This is a genomic window from Streptomyces sp. NBC_01214, assembly GCF_026340975.1.
In the GTDB taxonomy this organism is placed as follows: domain Bacteria; phylum Actinomycetota; class Actinomycetes; order Streptomycetales; family Streptomycetaceae; genus Streptomyces.
The window spans coordinates 2,550,954-2,570,503 of record NZ_JAPEOS010000002.1 but is presented as its reverse complement, the minus strand read 5'-3'; the positions used below and the strand labels follow the sequence as shown (position 1 = coordinate 2,570,503).

The 19,550-nt window shown below is 71.9% G+C and carries 21 protein-coding genes and 1 pseudogene; all 22 read left to right on the top strand.

Translation table 11 applies throughout. The features are described 5' to 3' along the window. Nucleotides 1-61: 61 nt before the first annotated feature. The 22 genes and pseudogenes from OG594_RS36250 to OG594_RS36145 all read left to right on the top strand — a co-directional run bounded on the left by OG594_RS36250 (nucleotide 62) and on the right by OG594_RS36145 (nucleotide 19,407). A complete protein-coding gene (locus OG594_RS36250; RefSeq protein ID WP_266606563.1) occupies nucleotides 62-1,519 on the top strand; it encodes an SCO6880 family protein in 1,458 nt (485 codons plus the stop codon). A gap of 54 nt (nucleotides 1,520-1,573) precedes the next feature. Further along, nucleotides 1,574-1,996 (top strand): DUF6238 family protein, encoded by a 423-nt coding sequence (locus OG594_RS36245; protein WP_252310292.1) that lies wholly within the window; start codon nucleotides 1,574-1,576, stop codon nucleotides 1,994-1,996. Between the two features lie 25 nt (nucleotides 1,997-2,021). Beyond that, complete coding sequence (locus OG594_RS36240; RefSeq protein ID WP_266606562.1) at nucleotides 2,022-3,515, top strand: ATP-binding protein; 1,494 nt, start codon at nucleotides 2,022-2,024, stop codon at nucleotides 3,513-3,515. Between the two features lie 31 nt (nucleotides 3,516-3,546). Next, on the top strand, nucleotides 3,547-3,765 hold the full coding sequence (locus tag OG594_RS36235; RefSeq protein ID WP_266606561.1) for a hypothetical protein: 219 nt from the start codon (nucleotides 3,547-3,549) through the stop codon (nucleotides 3,763-3,765). Nucleotides 3,766-4,068: 303 nt separating this feature from the next. Then, a complete protein-coding gene (locus OG594_RS36230; RefSeq protein WP_266444569.1) occupies nucleotides 4,069-4,329 on the top strand; it encodes a hypothetical protein in 261 nt (86 codons plus the stop codon). A 212-nt stretch (nucleotides 4,330-4,541) separates the two neighbouring features. Continuing rightward, nucleotides 4,542-4,931 (top strand): hypothetical protein, encoded by a 390-nt coding sequence (locus OG594_RS36225; protein WP_266444566.1) that lies wholly within the window; start codon nucleotides 4,542-4,544, stop codon nucleotides 4,929-4,931. 11 nt (nucleotides 4,932-4,942) lie between these two features. Beyond that, nucleotides 4,943-5,707, top strand: coding sequence for a glycosyltransferase family 2 protein (locus OG594_RS36220; RefSeq protein ID WP_266606560.1), 765 nt, complete (start codon nucleotides 4,943-4,945; stop codon nucleotides 5,705-5,707). A gap of 2 nt (nucleotides 5,708-5,709) precedes the next feature. After that, complete coding sequence (locus OG594_RS36215; RefSeq protein ID WP_266606559.1) at nucleotides 5,710-6,846, top strand: hypothetical protein; 1,137 nt, start codon at nucleotides 5,710-5,712, stop codon at nucleotides 6,844-6,846. Nucleotides 6,847-7,536: 690 nt separating this feature from the next. Beyond that, on the top strand, nucleotides 7,537-8,034 hold the full coding sequence (locus OG594_RS36210; protein WP_266444560.1) for a hypothetical protein: 498 nt from the start codon (nucleotides 7,537-7,539) through the stop codon (nucleotides 8,032-8,034). Between the two features lie 106 nt (nucleotides 8,035-8,140). Further along, nucleotides 8,141-8,557: a hypothetical protein gene (locus OG594_RS36205; protein ID WP_266354004.1), complete on the top strand. Its 417-nt coding sequence runs from the start codon at nucleotides 8,141-8,143 to the stop codon at nucleotides 8,555-8,557. A 75-nt stretch (nucleotides 8,558-8,632) separates the two neighbouring features. Continuing rightward, nucleotides 8,633-9,526: a hypothetical protein gene (locus tag OG594_RS36200; RefSeq protein ID WP_266354003.1), complete on the top strand. Its 894-nt coding sequence runs from the start codon at nucleotides 8,633-8,635 to the stop codon at nucleotides 9,524-9,526. Next, nucleotides 9,523-10,176 carry a hypothetical protein gene (locus tag OG594_RS36195; protein ID WP_266354002.1) on the top strand — a complete coding sequence of 218 codons (654 nt, stop codon included), beginning with the start codon at nucleotides 9,523-9,525 and terminating at the stop codon, nucleotides 10,174-10,176. The genes OG594_RS36200 and OG594_RS36195 overlap by 4 nt, the downstream gene beginning before the upstream one ends. 25 nt (nucleotides 10,177-10,201) lie before the next feature. After that, complete coding sequence (locus OG594_RS36190; protein ID WP_266606558.1) at nucleotides 10,202-10,969, top strand: hypothetical protein; 768 nt, start codon at nucleotides 10,202-10,204, stop codon at nucleotides 10,967-10,969. A 277-nt stretch (nucleotides 10,970-11,246) separates the two neighbouring features. Then, nucleotides 11,247-11,636: a hypothetical protein gene (locus OG594_RS36185; protein WP_033221573.1), complete on the top strand. Its 390-nt coding sequence runs from the start codon at nucleotides 11,247-11,249 to the stop codon at nucleotides 11,634-11,636. Continuing rightward, nucleotides 11,633-12,418, top strand: coding sequence for a DUF317 domain-containing protein (locus OG594_RS36180; RefSeq protein WP_252310282.1), 786 nt, complete (start codon nucleotides 11,633-11,635; stop codon nucleotides 12,416-12,418). The genes OG594_RS36185 and OG594_RS36180 overlap by 4 nt, the downstream gene beginning before the upstream one ends. Nucleotides 12,419-12,574: 156 nt before the next feature. Beyond that, the gene (locus tag OG594_RS36175; RefSeq protein ID WP_252310281.1) at nucleotides 12,575-12,940 is read left to right on the top strand and encodes a hypothetical protein; all 366 of its coding nucleotides are present in this window, start codon (nucleotides 12,575-12,577) and stop codon (nucleotides 12,938-12,940) included. Then, on the top strand, nucleotides 12,931-13,755 hold the full coding sequence (locus tag OG594_RS36170) for a DUF317 domain-containing protein (RefSeq protein WP_266606557.1): 825 nt from the start codon (nucleotides 12,931-12,933) through the stop codon (nucleotides 13,753-13,755). Before OG594_RS36175 ends, OG594_RS36170 begins: the two co-directional genes overlap by 10 nt. Before the next feature lie 71 nt (nucleotides 13,756-13,826). Then, the gene (locus OG594_RS36165; RefSeq protein ID WP_252310279.1) at nucleotides 13,827-14,222 is read left to right on the top strand and encodes a hypothetical protein; all 396 of its coding nucleotides are present in this window, start codon (nucleotides 13,827-13,829) and stop codon (nucleotides 14,220-14,222) included. A 163-nt stretch (nucleotides 14,223-14,385) separates the two neighbouring features. Then, the gene (locus OG594_RS36160; protein WP_252310278.1) at nucleotides 14,386-16,176 is read left to right on the top strand and encodes a type IV secretory system conjugative DNA transfer family protein; all 1,791 of its coding nucleotides are present in this window, start codon (nucleotides 14,386-14,388) and stop codon (nucleotides 16,174-16,176) included. A gap of 539 nt (nucleotides 16,177-16,715) precedes the next feature. Next, nucleotides 16,716-17,057 (top strand): annotated as a pseudogene (locus tag OG594_RS36155) (hypothetical protein); the annotation flags it as partial. After that, nucleotides 17,054-18,292 carry a DNA cytosine methyltransferase gene (locus OG594_RS36150; RefSeq protein WP_266353997.1) on the top strand — a complete coding sequence of 413 codons (1,239 nt, stop codon included), beginning with the start codon at nucleotides 17,054-17,056 and terminating at the stop codon, nucleotides 18,290-18,292. The pseudogene OG594_RS36155 and the gene OG594_RS36150, both read left to right, overlap by 4 nt. Beyond that, a complete protein-coding gene (locus OG594_RS36145; protein ID WP_252310276.1) occupies nucleotides 18,292-19,407 on the top strand; it encodes a DnaB-like helicase N-terminal domain-containing protein in 1,116 nt (371 codons plus the stop codon). Before OG594_RS36150 ends, OG594_RS36145 begins: the two co-directional genes overlap by 1 nt. The last annotated feature ends 143 nt before the right edge of the window (nucleotides 19,408-19,550 follow it).

Here is a 19,550-nt window from a genome sequence, read left to right as displayed (position 1 = left end):
CCACCCCGGGGCAGGGCCACCACACTCCCTGCCCCGGGCCGACCCGCCCCGGGAACCGTCCTTGTCCGAAGTCCTCCCCCTCACCGTCAAATTCCCCACCCGGTCACGGCGCGGGATCCTGCTGGGCCTCTCCCTCCCGCAGCTAGTCCTCGTCTCCTCGACCCTGGCATTGCTGCTGGTGGCCGTGCTGACCGTCGGCCTGATGGGCGCCGTCGCACTGGCCCCCGTCTGGATCACCACCGCCGTCCTGGTCGGGGTGCGCCGGGAAGGCCGGTCCCTGATCGACTGGGCGCCCCTGGTGGCCCGCTACGCCCACCGCCGCCGCACCGGTCAGACCATGTGGCGGGCCCGGCCCGTCTCCCGCCCCCAGGTCGAGGGACTGCTGCACCTGCCCGGCACCACCGCCTCCCTGCGCGTGGCCACCGCCGCCTCCGGCGCCTCCGCGATCCACGACCCCCACCGCCAGACCCTCACCGCCGTCGCCCGGGTCAGCTCCCGCGCCTTCGCACTTCTCGATCCGGCAACCCAGAACGCCAACGTGAGCGCCTGGGGCAGGGCGCTCGCCGGCATCGCCCGCACCGGGCACGTCGCCACCGTCCAAGTCCTGGAACGCACCGTGCCCGACTCCGGCGACAGCCTGGCCCGGCACTGGACCGAGCACGGCAACCCTCAGGCCCCCGTGGCCGGACACATCTACTCCGCGCTCGTCGACTCCGCCGGCCCCGCCGCCGCACCCCACGAGGCATACCTGGCCATCGCCCTGGACCTCAAGGCCGCAAAGCGCCTGATCGGCCAGGCAGGTGGAGGACTCCACGGCGCGTTCACCGTCATGGGGCAGACCACGGCGTCCGTCGCCCAGGCCGCCCGCGGCGCCGGGCTCACCGTCACCGGCTGGCTCGGCTCCCGCGAGATAGCCGCCGTGTTGCGCACCGCGTACGACCCCGCCGCCACCGCCCGGCTGCAGCAGTGGTCCTCCACCGGCCGCGCCGAAGCCGACCCGGCCGCCGCCGGCCCTGTCGCCCAAGTCGAGGAGACCGACCGGGTCATCACCGACAGCGCCCGGCACGCGACGTACTGGATCGAGAACTGGCCGCGGACCGAGACGAGTTCGGGCTTCCTGCACAGCATCATGTTCAGCACCGGCGTCCGCCGCAGCTTCTCCCTTGTATACGCGCCGCAGGGCATCGAGTCCGCCCTGCGGGACGTCCAGCGGCGTAAGTCCGCGATCATCTCGGACGCCTCCGAGCGCCGGCGCCGCGGCCAGGTCGAGTCCGAAGCCGACAACGTCGAGTACGCCGACGTCAAGACCCGCGAGAAGCAACTGATCTCCGGACACGCCGACGTCGCCCTGACCGGACTGCTCACCGTCTCCGCGGACACCGACCAGGCCCTGGACGCCGCCTGCGCCCAGCTGGAGACCGCCGCTGCCAGTGCCCAGGTCGACCTGCGGCGGCTGCTCTTCCAGCAGACCGACGCCTTCACCGCCTGCGCCCTCCCCCTCGCCCGCAACACCCTCTAGCCCATCCGCCAGTCCACCCGCCGCCCCCGGCGTCCCCCTCCCACGAGGAGCCCCTTGTCCCCTGACGAACACCCCGTCGGCGACGCCCACCCGTACCTCCGGGCGGCCACCGCCGGCCTTCGCCACCACACCCGCCTCCTCGCCACCCGTGCCGGTCAGCCAAGCGACCGACACCACCTCGACACCCTCCACGCCCACCTCACCGACCTGCACCGCCTCCTGGACCAGCTCGCCGGGCACACTCGGCCCGAGCGACCTGCCTCTGGACGTCACCTGGCCACGGCCCGCACCCGCCTGTGGCAGGCAGCCGACGCCGTCCACGCCGCCTTCCACTTGCTCCCCGCCGCGTCTGACGACACCGGCTGCCACCCTGAGCGGCTCCCGGACGGCCCGCCCGTGCTGACCATCTGCCAGCGGCACCTCGCCGCTTCCCATGTAGTGCGGCGCAAGACCACCCCCGCCGACCTCGCGTCCTGACCGCCACCACCCCGGAAGCATCCTCTTGTCCCACCGCCGCGAAGCCAGCGCGACCCCCCTGTTCACGCCACAAGGCATCGGCCGGGCCCAGCGCCGTGCCCTGCGCAAGCAGACCGCCCGCGCCGAGGCCCGCGCCCGCGCCGCCGCCGGCCCCAGCTCCGAGCAGCAGCCCGCCGAGGCCATCTACCCCGAGGCGGCCTACCCACCCGCAGGGCGGCCGGGCCCCTTCTCCGCCCGCGGCAGCCGCCTCAAGCTCCCCGCCCACCGCATGACCACCGCCGTCGCGAGCGCCGCCTACCCCTTCCTCGCCGAAGGCGGACTCGGCGCCGACGGCATCTACATCGGCAAAGACCTCCACGCGGAGGGCAGTTTCACGTTCGACCCCTTCGAGCTGTACGGAAAGGTCGAGGGCTTCACCAATCCCAACGTGCTGCTGGCCGGTGTGATCGGGCAGGGGAAGTCCGCGCTCGCCAAGAGCCTGGCACTGCGCTCCGTCGCCTTCGGGTACCGGGTGTACGTGCCGTGCGACCCGAAGGGGGAATGGACGGCCGTCGCCCACGCTTTGGGCGGTGCGTCCATCGCCCTCGGGCCCGGGCTCCCCGGCAGGCTGAACCCGCTGGACGCGCCGCCCCGGCCTCCCTCGGTACCGGGGGCGGAGTGGGAGGGGGAGGTACGCAAGCGCCGCCTGCTGCTGCTCGGCTCCCTGGCGCGTACGGTCCTCGGCCGCGACCTGCTGCCGATGGAGCACACCGTCCTGGACGTCGCGCTCGGCACCGCCGTCGCCCGGGCTGCCGCGTCCGGCAGGCCCCCGCTGCTCGGCGACGTCGCCCACGCCCTCGCCGACGGGCCGGGTCTCGACCTGGCCGGCGGCCTTCTCGCCGGGCGCCTCGGAGACGCAGCCCGCGACCTCGCCCACGCCATGCGCCGACTGGTCTTCGGTGACCTGGCCGGGATGTTCGACGCTCCCTCCACCACGGCCTTCGACCCGTACCGGCCCATGCTGTCCATCGACCTCTCACGCCTGGGCGGCACCGACGACGCCGCCCTCGTACTCGCCATGACCTGCGCCTCCGCCTGGATGGAGGCAGCCCTCACCGACCCGTACGGCGGCCGGAGATGGGTGGTCTACGACGAGGCGTGGAGACTGATGCGCCACCCGGCACTCCTGATGCGCATGCAGGCCCAATGGAAGCTGAGCCGCGGCCTGGGCATCGCGAACCTGATGGTGATCCACCGGCTGTCCGACCTACTCACCGCAGGCGACGCCGGCAGCCAGAGCCGGGCCCTGGCCGAAGGCCTGATGGCCGACTGCTCCACCCGCGTGATCTACCGCCAGGAGACCGACCAGCTCGCAGCCGCCGCCGGACTCCTCGGTCTGACCAACGTCGAATCCGGAGCGCTCTCCCACCTCACCCGTGGCCGTGGCCTGTGGAAGGTCGCGGGTCGAAGTTTCGTGGTTCAGCACCAGTTGCACCCCGCTGAACTGCAGCTTTTCGACACAGACGCCCGCATGCATTGACCGCAGAAACGTTCAACCAACCCGGGAACCCATGCCCTCAGCACGCACCGACCTGTCCCTCTTCGCCGCCGCGCTCGCCGCCCGTCTCCCCGGGCAGTGGACGAGCGAATACCAGCGGCATCCCACCTACCAAGACCAGTTCGACACCATCGAACGTCTCTGGGACACCGCTCACGTCGAGTACATCGTCCACCAGTACGTCCTGGGCCACGAGGCCGTACTCCACGGCCCGGACGGCCAGCACCTCTAGGTCAACGACAGGCCGCTGCGGCCCCACCAGTTCGTCGTCGCCCCCCTCAGCCCCGACGTCAAGCCGCACCACTTCGTAGGGGTCGAGGAGCCCAACGGCATCGCGGTCCCCAACGATTCCGTCCGGGCCGCCGCCCACATCGCCCGACGGCTGCTGCCCCGCTACGAGATCGCTCGTCACGCGGTACGCCGCAGCCTCATCGACCGGCCCGGAACCCCGCACCGCAAGGCCCCTCCGCAGGTCGACCAGACCCTCACCCTGACCTGGTACGAGGACGGGGCGCTCGGGACGCCGTACAAGGACGTGCCGGAGGAAGCCAGGGAAGCGCTGTACGTCCACGGATTCCAGTACGTGCCCCACCAGGCCGCGTTCCTCCTCCCCGCCTCCTACGGCGAGGCTGGCCGCGCCGTACGGATCCAGGCCGTCGCACTCCGGCTCGCCGCGCACGGGATCGGCGTGAACCTGCGTCACGCCACTCCTGCCGCCGCGCTCCCGCCTCGCCCACCGGCCGTGGCCCGGCCTGTACCCGCTCTGCCCGCAGCCCCGGCCGCCCGTGCCCGCTGACCACCTGCCCGAAGGAAACCGCCATCAGCACCCGCAGCTTCATCGCCCGTCCCACCGGTACCGGCTACGAGGGCATCTACTGCCATTACGACGGCTACCCCGACAACCAGCTCCCGCTCCTGCTCGGCGCCGCCCGCTACCGCTTCGGCGGTGACCTCGACGCTCTGCGCCGGCACCTCATCGATGGCCCCCACGACTGGAAGGACCTCGGCATGGACCTCCTGGACAGGGCCCCCGACAACGTGCGGGAGCGCCTCGACCCCCACGGCGACCGCGGCCCGAGCGCTCCCTTCGACAACGTCTTCAACGTTGACGGCACCCCCGCGAAGCCGATCCCGGTCACCGACGCCAACGCCGATGCCATGGGCCTGGAATGGGGCTACGTCCTACACGACCACGGCATCGAGGTCATCGCCCTGACCTGGTACGACAGCGGTCCCATTGTGTCCTGGGACACTGACCCCCTCTCCCGGATCTCCGGCACCCCCTCGCTGTGGGACTCGAACCGGCCCGCGCCCATCCAGGCCCCCGCCGCCCCACTGAAGATCACGAAGCCGGTCACCCCGGCACCCGCACCCGCCCGACCGCGGATCACCCGCTGAACGCCCCGCCCATGGACCGCACTCCGGAGAAATCTCTGTCCGCCCCGCAGATCACCGTCGTCATCGCCACCCAGCTCCGCCCCGAGCGCCTGCCCTACCTGCAGGAGATGCACGCCAGCCTCACCCGGCAGACCGTGCCCTGGGAGGCAGTCCTCGTCCTCGACGGCGCCGACCCCGCCCTCGTGCCTGCCCCGATCACCGCCGACCCCCGGATCCGGACCCTCGCCCTGCCTCGCCCGGTCGGCGCCGCCTGCGCCCGCAACCTCGGCCTGAACGAGGTGCGCACCGAGTTCGTGAACTGGGCCGACGACGATGACGTCTTCCCCGACTGGAGCCTGGGCGTACGTCTGGAGACCTTCACCGACGAGCTCGGGGGGGGCGCCGGATACAGCGAGGACTGGCTGCCGGACGGCTCCCGGCGCCTGTGGGAATGCCCGGCCCCGCCCGGCTATCACGCCGCCGGCGACGTGGTGACGTACTGGCCCCGGCCGCAGGACACCATCCCGGTCGGGCCGACGACCATCCTGGCCCGCACCCGCCTCGTGCGCGCGGCGGGCGGCATGGGCGGACTCGTCCAGGGCGAGGACTACATGGCAGCCGTCGGCGTCACCGCGCTGGGCCCCGGCGTGCTGCTCCCGCTGCCCGTCTACCGGTACCGCAAGCACGACGGTCAGATGACCCGCGGCGAGCAGTACGAGGAGCTGGAGCTGGCCGCCCGCCGCCATGCCCACGCGTTCGGGCACGGCCTGCGCAACGCCCTCGCCAGCCGGGCGTGAGCATGGACGACCGCACGACGCCCCGCCCCAGGGGCCTGGCACAGATCATCCTCGCCCTCAGCCCGGCCGACGGCCTGGTCGCCGTCCCCGTGGGCGAGCAGTACCGGTGGGCCAACACCGCTCTTCAGCTCACGCCCGGATTCGAGCGGCGCCCCGACGGCACGTACGCCCTGCGCGACGTGGACAGCGCAAAGCCCAACCTGCTTGCTCTCGCGGAGAACGCGCGCCGACACCGCGTGCTCCTCTTCGGCGGCGCCCGCCCGTACCTGGGCGACTACGCAACCGCGCTGGCCGACGGCCTGCCCGGGACGTGGACGGTGAAGGTCGAGGTCTACGCCCACCCGGTGTGGCAGGAAGACCTCGTCCCGCTCCTGTGGGACGCGGGCGAACTCATCGACTCTGTGGAACACGGCCGCCTCCCGTACGCCGCCCAACTTACAAACGGCGCAGGCATCGAACTCCTCCTGGTCGAACGGCTCGGCAGCGCCCACGACTACCTGCTCGGCGCCTTCGCGAGCGCCTCCTTCGACGACAACTACGCCGACCCGTACGCCCCCCGCTCAGTCGTGCTGCCCTCCGAAGCGGCCCACGCCGCCGGCCTGGTCACCGGCACATTCCTGCCCGCGTACGAGCAGGCCGTCCACGAACGACTCCTGGCCGCCGTCGAGGCAGCACACGGCAGGCTCGAGGAACTCCATGTGAAGTGGAATGCAATCCGGCAGTCCAGCCTCTACAGCGACGGCACCCGCCTGGACCCGGCCACGCCCGGACACACCGAGCAGCAGTACCTCGAAGAGAGCTCCGTGGAGTGGCGCCGCGTGCGCCCCTACGCCGCTGAACTCCTCTCCCGTGTGCGCCCCGTATCGGGCTCCGAGGACTCCGCCCCCCTGGACCGCCTCCACCAGCTCCTTCACCCGGACGCGGCGGAACCCTCGTGGCCGGCGGCACCGTCCTCGCCTGCCGCCCTGCCGCCCAGCACGGCCGAGACCCTCCGCCGATGGCGCACCGACGCGCCGGCCCTGCTGCGGCAGGCCCGCGCCACCCGACCCGGCGGCCCTGCGACCACGGTCCGGCCTGCACTTCCCGCTGCTGCCAAGGCCGCGCCCTCCGTCCCCGGACGAGCGCCCTGCAGTCGATGACCTCCCCCGACCCATCTGGACGCCCCCCATGCAACCGCACTTCCATTTCGGGCTGCACGCCGAGCACGGTGTGGTCGCCCGTCCCACCACAGCCATCACTTCCCACCTCGCGGCCTGGTACCTGGAGCGCGAGCAGTTCGAACCTGTACCGGGCCGAGCGGATCTGTTCCGGCTGACCCAGCCCGATCACGACCTGCGGCGCCGCGCCCGGCAGACCGTCCATGACCTCCGCCGACATGGGTTCACCGTGCATGCGGACCTCTCCCTCGATCCAGCCGAAACGGCCCCAGCGAACGCCCCGGTCCGAGCGAACTCCGCGTCCGAACGGCTGGCTCGCATCGCCCGGGCCGCCGCCGCCCAACCTCCGCAGCACCGCGTAAACACCCCCCAGGTTGCCTCCGCGCCCGTACCCACCCTCGGCGCCCACTCCTCGGCTGCCAGACGAACCCGGTGACCACGACGGGCCCCTCCCCGGCCTGACAGCCACACCGCACCGACACACCCCCTACCCCGATCCAAGGACACCTGCCCTGCCGCCGACCGCCACCATCACCCTCCACCGCACCACTGCCGGCACCCTGACCGGCCACGCATCCGGAGCGCGTCACCAGTGGGCCGAGACCTAACGCTGTGCGACCGGCTCACGCGACCGGTCCAGCCCTCCACCCCTTCTGTTGCAAGGAGTTCTCCGTGGCCATCCCCACGTCCTTTGAGATCGTCCACAGCTGTGGACACACCAACACCCATGACCTGTCGAGCCGTTCGGCGGACCAGCGCGCTGGATACGCCCGCTGGCTCGCCGCCCGGCAGTGCACCGACTGCTGGCGGGCCGATCAGCAGGCGGATGCCGCCAGCACGGCCGAGTGGCTGGCCGCCAAGCGCGCCGAAGAACAGACCGCCGCTGCGGACTGGGCAACCCAGTTCGACATGCCGCCCCTGGAGGGCCCCGAAAAGATCCTGGGCTGGGGCGAGCGCAGCCGCCACCAGCTGGTGACCCGCGCCTACACCGCGCTGGTCGCCGAAGGGACCTGGGACGAAGCCGACTGGGCCCAGTTGGAGGAGCAGGTCCGGCTGCTGACGAGAGCCGGGTGGTGGGTCGACCAGCGCGAGGCTGAGGGGACCGATCTGCCCGAGCTGCTGGAGGCCGCCGACGACCGCGACCGGCCCACGGAGAACCCGTTCCGGTAGGCCGGGCGGCGCGCAATATAGCCGCCGATCCCCGGTTTCGGAAACCGGGGATTCTCCGGACCCTTTGTCTTCCACCGCCGCCCAGCGTCTTCGTGGAAGGACCTCCGTGCCCGAGACCCACCCCGTGTACCTCCCGCCCGACCCGCTCACCCCGGAGCGGGACATCACCCACCAGCACTTCCGCCCAGGCGAGCACGTCGTGGTCCTCAAGGGCGCCGCCGGCGGAGAGCTGTGGGGCGACGCGATGAAGGTCGTGGCCCCCTCCTGGCACACCCCCACCGACGAGAACGGCTGGAGGCTGCTCGACCCCACCGGCGGTGACCGGTCCTACGCCACCGCCCACCCTCGCTACCTGGTGCACCTGTCCAAGCGGTGCCCGGAGTGCCTGATGCACCAAAAGGCGCTCCGGGAGTACCTGGTCAAGCGCCTCGGGGACGCCGAGGAGGCCGTGGACTGCCGCTGGTACTCCCTGACCGCCCACGCCCAGCTCGTCCACGTCGCCGACGCCCGCCCCGGCCGGTGATCACCGCCATCCTGCCACGGCGCGAAGCCGCCGGCCCGCAGCCGCCCTTCGAAAAGCCCGACCCCGAGCGAGACCATGATCATTGAAGTCCACTCCCGCGACGTGACCGCCGACGAAGCCCTCGCAGAGGCGCTCGGCCGCGAGATCAGCATGCAGGAGGGCCTGACCACCGAGCCCGGCGGCACGGTGGTGGCCCACTGGAACCGGCTGGACCACTACACCGACGACGACCGGATATGGGAGTCGGCGAGGTGGGCCGACCATCTCGCCGACCCGTCGCTGGAGCACCCACTCGTCTCCGGGCCCGGCGGCGACCGGCGCGCGATCCTCCACATCACCGCGCACCTGCACCCGCTGGACCGGGAGTTGAACCACGCCGAGTGGTCCGAGATCGGCTATCGGATCGCCCGTGCCGCCGGCATCGCGCCACCCGGCGACGACGCGGCATGCCGGTGGATCGCCGTCCAGGGCCAGCCCGGCCGCCTGGACGTGATCGCCAACCTGATCCGCGCCGACGGCACCTGGAGCACCCCTCCCCGCCGACTCCTGCAGGCCCTGGTCACCGAGGCGCGAAACATCGCGGCCGACCTCCTTCTGCACTCCATCCCCCAGCAGCGTTCCGGCCCCCAGAACCCGCCAGCCGGCCCGGCGGTCACCGCCTCCCCGCGGGTGCCGACCGCGACCAGCCCGCTCGCGGGAATCCTGCGACAGCTCGCCGCCGAGCAGTCCGGCCCGATCGCCGCCGTGCGCCAGCTCGTGGAGGAGGTCGGTCGGCAGGCCGCCGCGCTGTCCGACAACCAAACGGACGCCGCAGCAAGGGACTTGTTCTGGGCAGCCCGCCGCCTGTACGGGCTGCAGGAGCAGCTGGGCGAGATCGCCTCGCGACTCCAGCCTCCCGCGCCTCCGGCCCCCGTTGCGCCGACACTGCCCGTGCAGGCAGCCACCTCGGCCCGTGCGATGGCCCGGTGAACGAGCCTGCCGCCCCGCGCAAGGCGCCGCCCATCACAGTCACCAGGGACGCGGACACCGGACGGATCACCGCCCACGGCGGTGACGGGCTGGCCCACGGCATCCTGGAACGCACGTTCTTCCTGCGTGAGGTCCGCGGGGTCACCTGGCACCCGATGTCGCCGACCGTCGAGCCGGCGGATGAGGCGGCCGTGGCCAAGCTCGCCGTCGCCCGGCTCCAGGCCGCCGGATACCGGGTACAGGCCGACCCGCAGTTCGCGACCTCGACGACCGATCCCCGCTACGTGACGACGGGCCGGTCGATCGCGAACCTCGCAGAGTCCATCCGAGAAGCGGGCAACCCGGCCGAGGTGTCCGACCGTCTGGAGGAGGTGACCGCCGCGCACGACGGCATCCTCGCCTCTCTGGGGCAGCTTCTCCACTCCCTTGCCTCCGTCTACGACGGCCTCGGCGGACCTGCGGACCGGCACGTCGCGGCCCGGGTGCGCTACCTGGCCGAGCACCGGCTCGGTCCCATCACCGCCGACCTGCTGCACACCCGCGCCGAACTCGCCGACCGCACCACGGCCCCGGCCAGGCCAGGAACAGCCCTCCCCGCTGCCGCCCCGCCAGCCTCACCCGCCCCTACCGCCTCCGGACGGACCCAATGACCCCCGCCCCAAGTTCGAGGAGCCCATGCCCGCCCCCCGCCCCCTGCCCGACGACGACGGCCGCGACGTGGAGTCGTTCGCCACCATCCTCTCCGAGGAACTCCCCGGCCACTGGACCGTCCAGTACCACCAGCACGCTGGGCACGAGGAGCAGTTCACCCACGCCGAGAACGTATGGGACCTCAACGAGGTAGCCTCCGCGCTCGCCGAGTACGCCCTGGGCGCCGACGCCCACCTCGTCCGCGACGACGGCATGGGCCTGTACGTCACCGTCCACCCCCGGCATGAGGAGGAGTTCCTCGTCGCCGCCATCGCTCCGGCCGGCGTCGCCCCCGAGGCGTACGCCGGGGTACGCGAGCCTGACGGGATCGCCGTGCCCGCCGACGCCGAGCGCGCCGCCCGCGCCGTCACCGCAGATCTGCTGCCGCGCTACGACATCGCCCTGGCCCAGGTCCGGCACAACGCGATGAACCCCCCGCCGCCCGGGCCCGGCGCGCGGCAGGAGCAGGTGGTGATGACCTGGCTTGAGGACGGTTCGCTCGCCGCGGTCACCACCACCCGTCCCTCAGCCGAGGTCCTTCTCGCTGAAGGGTTCGTCTGGGAGAGCGCAGCGAAGGCGTACGTGCTCGGCGGGGACGACACCCAGGCTCAGGCCCACGCCGTCCGGGCCGCCGGCGCCCGCCTCGCCCGCCTCGGCATCCCCACCGTGCTGCGCGCCGCCGCCCGCCCGGCCGCGGAGGCCACGCTGCCCACGCCACAGCCCGGTGCCCGGACCACCGCCCGAACCCGGTGACCGTGCCCGACCCGCGCCAGACCAACCGCCCCCAGCCATCGGCTGACACTCCTGACGGTCGGCCCCGTGTCCCGCTGCTCAGCGCGGCCCGCCGACCGGCTCTCGCCCGCTTCCTGTTGCGCCGCTACCTGCGCGCCGTCGTCGTCAAAGCCGCAGGCACCGACCGGCCCCGGCCCGCGATGTCACCGCCGCGCCGCGTTGGCGCACCGGCCGCCTCCATCCACCGCCACACCCGCTGACCGCCGTCGTGGGTAACGCACAGCACCCTGGACCGCCCATGACCCCACCCGTCACCGCCGACGCCCTCACCGCGGGCATCACCCTGCAGCTCGACCAGCTATCCGAGCGGCTGTCCCAGGCCGGGCCGCAGCAGGCCGCCCAGATCCTCCGGCAGGTCCTGGATGCCGACAGCGGCGTCCTCGGCAGGCTGTCAGCCCTGGTCGGCACTGGTACCTACGTGACCAAGCACCATGCCCAGAGCGGCGTCTTCCCGGCGGAGATGTGGCTGGCTCTCGGGCGCACCGCCAACACGTTGTACGACCTCGCCCTCGACCTGGACGAACACCAGGAAGTCTTCGAGGAGATCGCCACGCGCCACCCCCTGACCACGTCGCCTCCGACGGCCACGCAGGCCACCGCCCTGGTGGCGCGTGGGAGGCACCGGTGAGCCGACAGCAGCAGTGGACCGGCTGGGGTCAGGCCCAGCAAGCTGAGCAGCACTACCTGATCGAACCGCGCTACCTGGCCGGCGGCGGCGACCTGCGGCATGTCAGCGAGTTCCTGCGCGCTTCGGGCTGGAAGGACATCACCCGCAAGTCCGGCACGACGCTCGCCTTCGACTCGCCCGACCAGATGGTGCGCGTCGCCTACCAGCCGCCGGGCGGCTGGCAGATCCACGGCGCCGCCCAGGGACATCAGCCGGCCTGGCAGGTCACCCTCACCCCGCAGACCCCGGTGGAGATCGTCGCGGGCCTGACCGACGCACTCACCAAGCCGCGCTCGGCGCACGCCCCGAACGTGTGGGCGCCGCTCACCGAGAAGTCGTGGAGCATGCAGCAGGACGACTACTTCGTAGCCCAGAGCCCCGACCGGCACGCCGTCGTGCAGTACGTCAAAGCCGGCGGTGACGGCAGCCAGGACCACTGGTGGGTCGGCGCCCGCAACGAGCACGGGCCTGTGTGGAACGTGCAGGCCACCGCGAGCACCCCGCTGAACCTGATGCAGTCCCTGACCACGGCCTTGGCCGACCCGGAGCCGGTGATGCGCCCGCGCGGACACGTCCCGCTCAGCAACCGGATCCGCGCGACCTCCGTGTCCGTGCGCCCCGACCAGCTCGGCGCCTGGCAGCAGGCCCGTCTCTCCGCCGCCCGCGCCGCCACCTGGGGCCGCAACTGGGTCTCATCCCGTGCCCGGACCAGCAAAGCACCCGGCTATGCAAGAACCCGATGACCGGCCCGGTCCATCGTCGCCCCTCCTCGGCCGCGCCCTTGGGCGACATCTCACCCCGACCACCAGTCCCGGCCCGGCACCCGGCGCCTCCACCGCCCGGTCACGGCCTGATACCCCCGCGCTCCTGAACCGCCTTTCCCCTCCCCGGAGCTTTCGATGACCGACGAACCCACCACCCAGCTGACCGCGGAAGAGGTCCGCGCGTCCGCCCAGACCCTGCACCGCCTCGCCGCCCACCTGCGGACCGGTCCCAGCCTGGCCGATGCCCTTCCCTTGATCGCCGCGCTCGTCGACGCCGATACAGGTACCGCAGCCCGCCTCGGCGAAGCCCTGCGCGGCATCGCCCGCTACCTCGCCCAGGAGACCACCGTTCCCCGCACCGAAATCGTCGAGGCGACCCTGGGCGAGTACATCGAGGCGGCATCCGTCCTGCAGGACCTGCGGCTGCTCGACCTCACCCTGGACCCCCTGCGGACTGCCTCCGTCCGCAGGGCACCCGCCCAGGCGGTCCCGTGGCGGTAAGCCCCACCCAGCGGGCCTCGTACGCCGAGGACCACGCCACGAAGATCCCCTTCGAGACCACGCCCCGCCCCCTCGCCGGGCCCGGCGACCCACGCCACGTCACCCACGCCCTGCTCGCCGCCGGCTGGACCCTCACCTCCGCCCCCGGCGACCTCCGGATCGCCCTGGCTGGCCCCGACGAGGCCCGGCACCAGCTGGTGATCGATCCGTTCGCCTCCGGCTCGCCGTGGCGGATCCAGTCCGTCGACTGGACGTGGAACGCCTCCTTCGACCGGATGGTGCCGGCGGAGATCATCGCCGGATTCACCGACGGCCTTCTCCACGGACCGCGCCGAGGCGACAGCAGTCCGTGGGAGCACATGCAGATGGCCGGCTGGGCCCTGGAGCGCCAGCCGGACGGCACCGGCCAGGCCCGCTCGCCTGCACCGGAGCTGCCGATCAGCGCCGAACTGCGTCCGATCTTCAACGACTGCTCCGACCAAATGGCTTGGCGGATCGTCCAGCCCGACCACACCGGTGCGCCGATCTGGAAGATGTGGATCAGCGGCCCGGTCCCGGACCACCTCATGGCCGGCCTGGCCGAACAGCTCGTCTCGGCCGCCCCCGTCCTGCGCGGCATGTACGACCTCGATCACTACAGCGCCCGGCAGAACCCCAGCCCGCTCACTCCCCAGCAGGCAGTCGAAGCCCACTTCACCCGCATCGACGCCGCCCGGGCACAGGCCCGCGCCCAGCGCCGCACCCACCTCACCACCCGCCTACCGGCCCCGGCCGCCCCGGCAAGTCCGGCGCACTCCCGTACATCCCGCCCCTGAAACCCGAGAAGGCCCGCCCTTGCTCCAATCCGCCCCCCTCCGGCAGCACTGCCGTCCCCGGCCTTCAGGCGATGGTCAGCCGTCTTGCGGCCTTCCTGCGCGCGGCGGATGCGGCGGTCGACGCCTGGGACCTGTACTCCGACGAGCACACCGATCTCGATGGCTGGCCGTACGACCCGGAGAGCTACGACGACCGCAAGGCCGACCGGGACCACGTGGTGTGGAAGGCGTTCGAACCGGTCAGCGAGGAGGCCGGCGTCCTGCTCGACGCCGCCGAGGCCGACCTCGAACGGGTCCCCGCCTCCTCCGTCCAGAACCGTTGGGCCTGGCAACTGACTCAACTGCGCGATGCGCTCGACCAGATAGCGGCCATCAGGACGGAGTGCCGAACCCGCCTCGCTGCCCATCCTCATGCAAGCGCGGAGGCCCGCCAGGCTGCAGTTGACGCCCGTAACGCGGAGGCGTGAAACGCCCTTTACGGCTGGTTCGTCCACGGCCGCGCCGTCCTGGAGATCCATACCACCGCCGTACGCACCGCCGCGGGCCCTCGGATCGAAACCACCACCCACATCCCCCTCAGCCCGGTCGTACGGCTCACCCGCCGCGACCGCCAAATGGAATCGCGCGCCCTTGTCTCAGCCCAGCTCCTCCGCCGACGGCTACGACATAGCCTTCAAGGCCCTTCTCGGGGCCTTCGCCGTCGCCATCCCCCTCACCCACCTCGCCTGGCTCGGCGGGAACCTCACCTCCCTGGCCACCAGCAACGCCTGGGCCGCCTACCGGCCCGCCGACGCACTGATACGTCCCGACCAGCTCTGGCCCGACCTGGGAGAAACGTCCCTGCTGATCGGTGCGCGGATCCTGCCCGTCCTAGCCCTGCTCGCCCTTGCCGCCGCCGGCGGCCTGTGGTGGAGCCGCCACAAGGGCACGCTCGGCGGCAACAAGAAGCGCCGCATCGAGGGCACCGCGAAGGCCAAGGACATCGCACCGGTCCTGGCCACCGCGATCACCGAAAAAGCCCGCAGCCTGCGCCTGAGCCTGAAGGACGCCCAACGCATCGCCCCGTCCGACACCGGGATCCTCCTCGGCAACCTCCAGGGCAGCAAGACCGAAGTCCGGATGGGGTGGGAGGACGTAGCGGTCGCGATCATGGCCCCCCGCTCCGGAAAGACCACCTCGCTGGCGATTCCCTCGATCCTGGCCGCCCCCGGCGCCGTGCTCCTGACCAGCAACAAGGCTGCCGGTGACGCCTATACGGCCTGCTTCGACGCCCGCAGCCGGGTGGGTCGGGTGTGGTCGATGGACCCCCAGCAGATCGCCCACGCACCGCGCACCATGTGGTGGAACCCGTTGGCCGACGCGAAGTCCCTGGAGGGCGCGGGACGTCTGGCCGGCCACTTCCTCGCCGCCTCCGTGGACGCAAGCCAGCAGGGCGACTTCTGGTCCAAGGCCGGCAGCAACGTCCTGAGCCAGCTGTTCCTGGCTGCGGCCCTCGACAACCGCCCGATCACGGACGTGATGCAGTGGCTGGCCTTCCCCGCCGACCGGCGCCCCCTCGACATCCTGCGCGACCACGGATTCACCGCTGTCGCAGCCCAGTTGAAGGGAACGGTCGAGGGTCCGCCCGAAACGCGCGACGGGGTGTATGAGACCGCAAGACAGTACGCGTCCGCCCTACTCAGCGCCGACATCGCCACCTGGGTGACCCCGCAGAAGGACGTCCCGGAGTTCCGCCCGGCCGATTTCGTGGCCTCCACCGACACGCTGTTCCTGCTCTCCAAGGATGGCGGCGGCGGAGCCTCCGCGCTGATCGCTGCGTGCGCGGACTCAGTGATGCGGGCCGCGACCACCCGAGCCGAACGTACCGGCGGGCGCCTCGATCCGCCCATGCTCGCGATCCTCGACGAGGCCGCCAACGTGTGCAAAATCTCCGATTTGCCGGACCTGTACTCGCACCTGGGTTCCCGCGGGATCATCCCGATCACGATCCTGCAGAGCTACCGGCAGGGTCAGAAGGTGTGGTCGGACGCAGGCATGGACGCCCTGTGGTCGGCGGCAACGATCAAGGTAATCGGCGCCGGCATCGATGATCCCGATTTCGCGGACAAGCTCAGTCGTCTGATCGGTGACCACGACGTCGAGACGAAGTCCACCAGCATCTCCGACTCGGGCAAGTCCACCTCGATCAGCATGCGGCAGGAGCGGATCCTGCCCGCGGACCGGATCCGCGCGCTGCCCAAGGGCACCGCCCTCCTCTTCGCCACCGGGCTCCGCCCGGCCGCGCTCGACCTGCGCCCCTGGTACCTCGAACCGGGCGCGGGCGACCTGGCCGCCGCATCCAAGGCAGCCTCGGACGCGATCACCGCGCGGGCAGTCGCCAAAGCCGCCCCTGCGCAAGCCGACTTCAAGAAGGCCGCGTGATACCGCACCTCACACCCGTGCGCTTCCACATTCTAAACAAGGACGGAAAGCAAGGAATGACCCGACGCCAATGCACCGGGGGCCATACAACGCATCATAACGAGCCCCCTGCCCTCGGCCCTCGCCCGGGAAGCCGCTGACTTCCTCACCCAGCAACTTCGCGCGCAACAGGAGCAGGACTTCCGTATCGGCCAGCGGCACCAGCCACTGAAGCAAGCCGCGAATGCGAACATCGTCCGCTTCGCGCACCGCCTCGACTATCGCGTCGACCAGCCCCGCGGCCTCGTCTGGGGCAGGCGCCGGGCTGGCCGCGGGCCCAACCTGACCGGCCCGCCCGGCGCCCTCACAGGGTAGGACGTCAGCCATCGGCTGTTCCCTGCTCGCACCCATGCACGGTTGAACGACTGGCCCCCCTCCAGAGTCACGGTCCTCGTCAACCCACCCTCCCCGCATCGCAGCGCCTCGGGCACCGCCCTCCGCGGGCCCTTCCACGCCCCTACAGAAAGGTCACGGCCCTGTCTCGATTCTCAACAACTCGCCCATTTCACGGAAGTGCTCAATGGCGCAGCATCAGGGACTCCTCTCCCAGTGAATGGACTGACGTCGTCGAATTCGACGCGGCCATCCATCAGGGCAATGCCCGCGCGAACGCGAGCGGCAACCCGCTCCTCGGCCAGGCTTTTCTGCACCGCTCCCGGGCGCCCCTTTCCGAGGCGCCGATCGACCATGTCACCGCAGCAGAATGGGCCGCCCTCCAGCAGGAGAACGACGCTCCGGACGCGGAGGCTCTCGAAGCCGGTGTCGTGGACGGCTGCTCGCCGTGGGCCTGCCGGGGTGAGCAGCCCGAACCGGTCCGGGACGATTTCGGGCTGGCCGTATGAGAGACCTCATCGTGGACCTCTTCGCCGGTCCGGGCGGTTGGGGACATGCCCTGCACGTGCTGGGTGTGCGCGACGTCGGCCTGGAGTGGGACGAATGGGCCTGCAAGACTCGCGCCGCAGCCGGGCAGACCACGATCCGTACCGACGTCGCGCTCTACCCGGTCCGGCCCTTCGTGGGGCGGACCCGCGGGCTGATAGCGAGCCCGCCCTGCCAGGCATGGAGCATGGCCGGCAAACGTCTCGGGCTTGTCGACCAGCCTCTTGTCCACCAGGCCGTTGCCGACCTCGCGGTCGGCCGCGATACCCGGCCCCAGCTGCTTGCCGCCTGCCAGGACCCGCGGTCGCTACTGGCAGCCGAGCCCATGCGATACCTCCATGCCCTCCACACCGTGGGCGAGCCGGAGTGGGTGCTGATGGAGGAGGTGCCCGACGTCGCACCGCTGTGGAAGCAGTACGCCGCCGTGCTGCGCACCTGGGGATTCTCCACCTGGAGCGGCATCCTGAACGCGGCCGACTACGGCGTACCGCAGACCAGGAGGAGGGCGATCCTGATCGCCTCCCGCATCCGTCGGGCCGCCCCGCCCGAACCCACGCACGCCAAGCTCGGCGAGCAGGAATCCCTCTTCGGGCCCGGCCGCCAGCGATGGGTGTCCATGGCCGGAGCCCTGGGCTGGGGCCGCACGGACGGGCCCGTGCCCACGGTGTGCGCCGGCGGCGGACCCGGGGGCGGGCCCGAACCCTTCCCGTCCGGCTCCCGTAAGACGCTGTCCGACGCCCGCGACCGCGGCGCCTGGCAAAGCCCCCCGCCCCGCACGGACCTCTCCCGGAGCTCCAAGACCGGCTCGCCGTGCAGGTGCCGGGAAGGGGCCCGGCCGTCGCCTCGCTGCGCGGCCGGACCGGACTGGGTTCTGCGCAGCAACAGCCAGGCGAATGCGGCCGTCCGCCCCGTGACCGAGCCGGCCGCCACCTTGTTCTTCGGCAACCGCGCCAACGAATGCATCTGGACCACCCGCTCCGCCACAACCCTGGGCTCCGCCGCGGCGCCGGCCATCCGGATCACCGCCGAGGAAGCCGGGATCCTGCAATCCTTCCCGGCGGCTTACCCCTGGCAGGGCACCAAGGGCCAGCGCTTCTCGCAGATCGGCAACGCCGTCCCCCCGCTGCTCGCAGGGCACTTGATCGCGCCGCACGTGGAACGCACGCTCAACCGCGACGACTTCGTCCTGGCGGCGTGATGCCCGACCACGCCCGCGCCGCATCCGAGGAAGATCTCCTCGGGGATCCGGCACCTCTGCCCGTGGTCCACTACGCCGAGCAGGCCCTGCTCGGCGCCCTGCTCCTGGTACCCGACCGCCTGAAGACCATCGGCCCGCTCGAGCCCGAGCACTTCTCCAGCGCTGCCCACGGCAGCCTGTTCGCGGCGATGCGCACGGTGTCCCCGCCCACGCCCGAGGTCCACCGCACCAGCCCGGTGTGGCCGAACCAGCTCCTCGACGCCGCCCAGACCCGCGCCCTGAATGCCGCCTACCTGCACATCCTCATCAGCAACTGCCCCACAGACGCCCATGCCCCGGCCTATGCCCAGATGGTCCGCTCCGGACATGCCCGCCGCCTCCTGCGCCGGCACGCCGGGCTCCTCTCCCAGGCCGCCCGCACCCCGGGGCCCGACCCGGCCGGAACCGTACTGGCCCGCGCCGACGAGCTCGCCGTCTACCTCGACGAGCTGGCCACGGCCTTCCCCTCTCACCGCGGGTCGATGCCCAGGACCCCGGCGGCATCCGGCCCGGCAGCCGAGGCGTCGGCGGAGGCGGAAGACGAGGAACGGATGCTGCTGGCCGCAGCGACCGCCCGCCCCGACGACCTGCCGCGGATGCGCTGGCTACACGAAAGCGACTTCACCGTCCCCGTGCACGCCGCCCTCTTCGCCTGCCTGACGGCCCTCGCCCGCAGAGGGGCGCCCGTGGACCCCATCACCCTGCTGTGGGAAGCCCAGCAACGCGGCCTGCTTAACTTGGGGTTCGGCCCTGACAGGGTCCTCGACCTGGTCTCCTATCCCGCCGGCGCACCGGAGCACTGGGGCCAGAAGATCCTCCAGCGCGCGCTCCTCAGTCAGGCCGTCACGGTCGCCTCCCGAATCGCGACGCTGACGTCGGACGAGGCAACCTCCGTCCACCAACTGGCCACCGGCAGCCGCCGGGCACTCTCCACGCTGTTCTCCGTCCGGAACCGCTGGCACCACGCCACCAACGACCCGGGCGTGAAGCCCCCTTCCCGCCCGTCAGCCGCCCTTCAAAATCCGGCCGTGCGAGCCGGCTCCGCCGCACGAACCCCAGCCCGGCCAAGCCGATGACCATTCCCGCCCCGACCGAAAGCCCCTCATGCCTCATGCCTCCGCCGACGCTCACATCCGCTTCGCCCTCCACCCAGACCACCACCCCAGCCGTCGTCACCACGATCTCCGGCTCCACGAGCGACGCCGCTCGCTCTCACCTG

Excerpts from the sequence above, each read along its gene's own strand:
- OG594_RS36190 (WP_266606558.1), top strand. The coding sequence starts at position 10,202 with ATGCCCGCCCCCCGCCCCCTGCCCGACGACGACGGCCGCGACGTGGAG.
- OG594_RS36200 (WP_266354003.1), top strand. The coding sequence starts at position 8,633 with ATGATCATTGAAGTCCACTCCCGCGACGTGACCGCCGACGAAGCCCTC.
- OG594_RS36145 (WP_252310276.1), top strand. The coding sequence starts at position 18,292 with ATGCCCGACCACGCCCGCGCCGCATCCGAGGAAGATCTCCTCGGGGAT.
- OG594_RS36185 (WP_033221573.1), top strand. The coding sequence starts at position 11,247 with ATGACCCCACCCGTCACCGCCGACGCCCTCACCGCGGGCATCACCCTG.
- OG594_RS36220 (WP_266606560.1), top strand. The coding sequence starts at position 4,943 with ATGGACCGCACTCCGGAGAAATCTCTGTCCGCCCCGCAGATCACCGTC.
- OG594_RS36150 (WP_266353997.1), top strand. The coding sequence starts at position 17,054 with ATGAGAGACCTCATCGTGGACCTCTTCGCCGGTCCGGGCGGTTGGGGA.
- OG594_RS36225 (WP_266444566.1), top strand. The coding sequence starts at position 4,542 with ATGGACCTCCTGGACAGGGCCCCCGACAACGTGCGGGAGCGCCTCGAC.
- OG594_RS36175 (WP_252310281.1), top strand. The coding sequence starts at position 12,575 with ATGACCGACGAACCCACCACCCAGCTGACCGCGGAAGAGGTCCGCGCG.
- OG594_RS36215 (WP_266606559.1), top strand. The coding sequence starts at position 5,710 with ATGGACGACCGCACGACGCCCCGCCCCAGGGGCCTGGCACAGATCATC.
- OG594_RS36235 (WP_266606561.1), top strand. The coding sequence starts at position 3,547 with ATGCCCTCAGCACGCACCGACCTGTCCCTCTTCGCCGCCGCGCTCGCC.
- OG594_RS36165 (WP_252310279.1), top strand. The coding sequence starts at position 13,827 with ATGGTCAGCCGTCTTGCGGCCTTCCTGCGCGCGGCGGATGCGGCGGTC.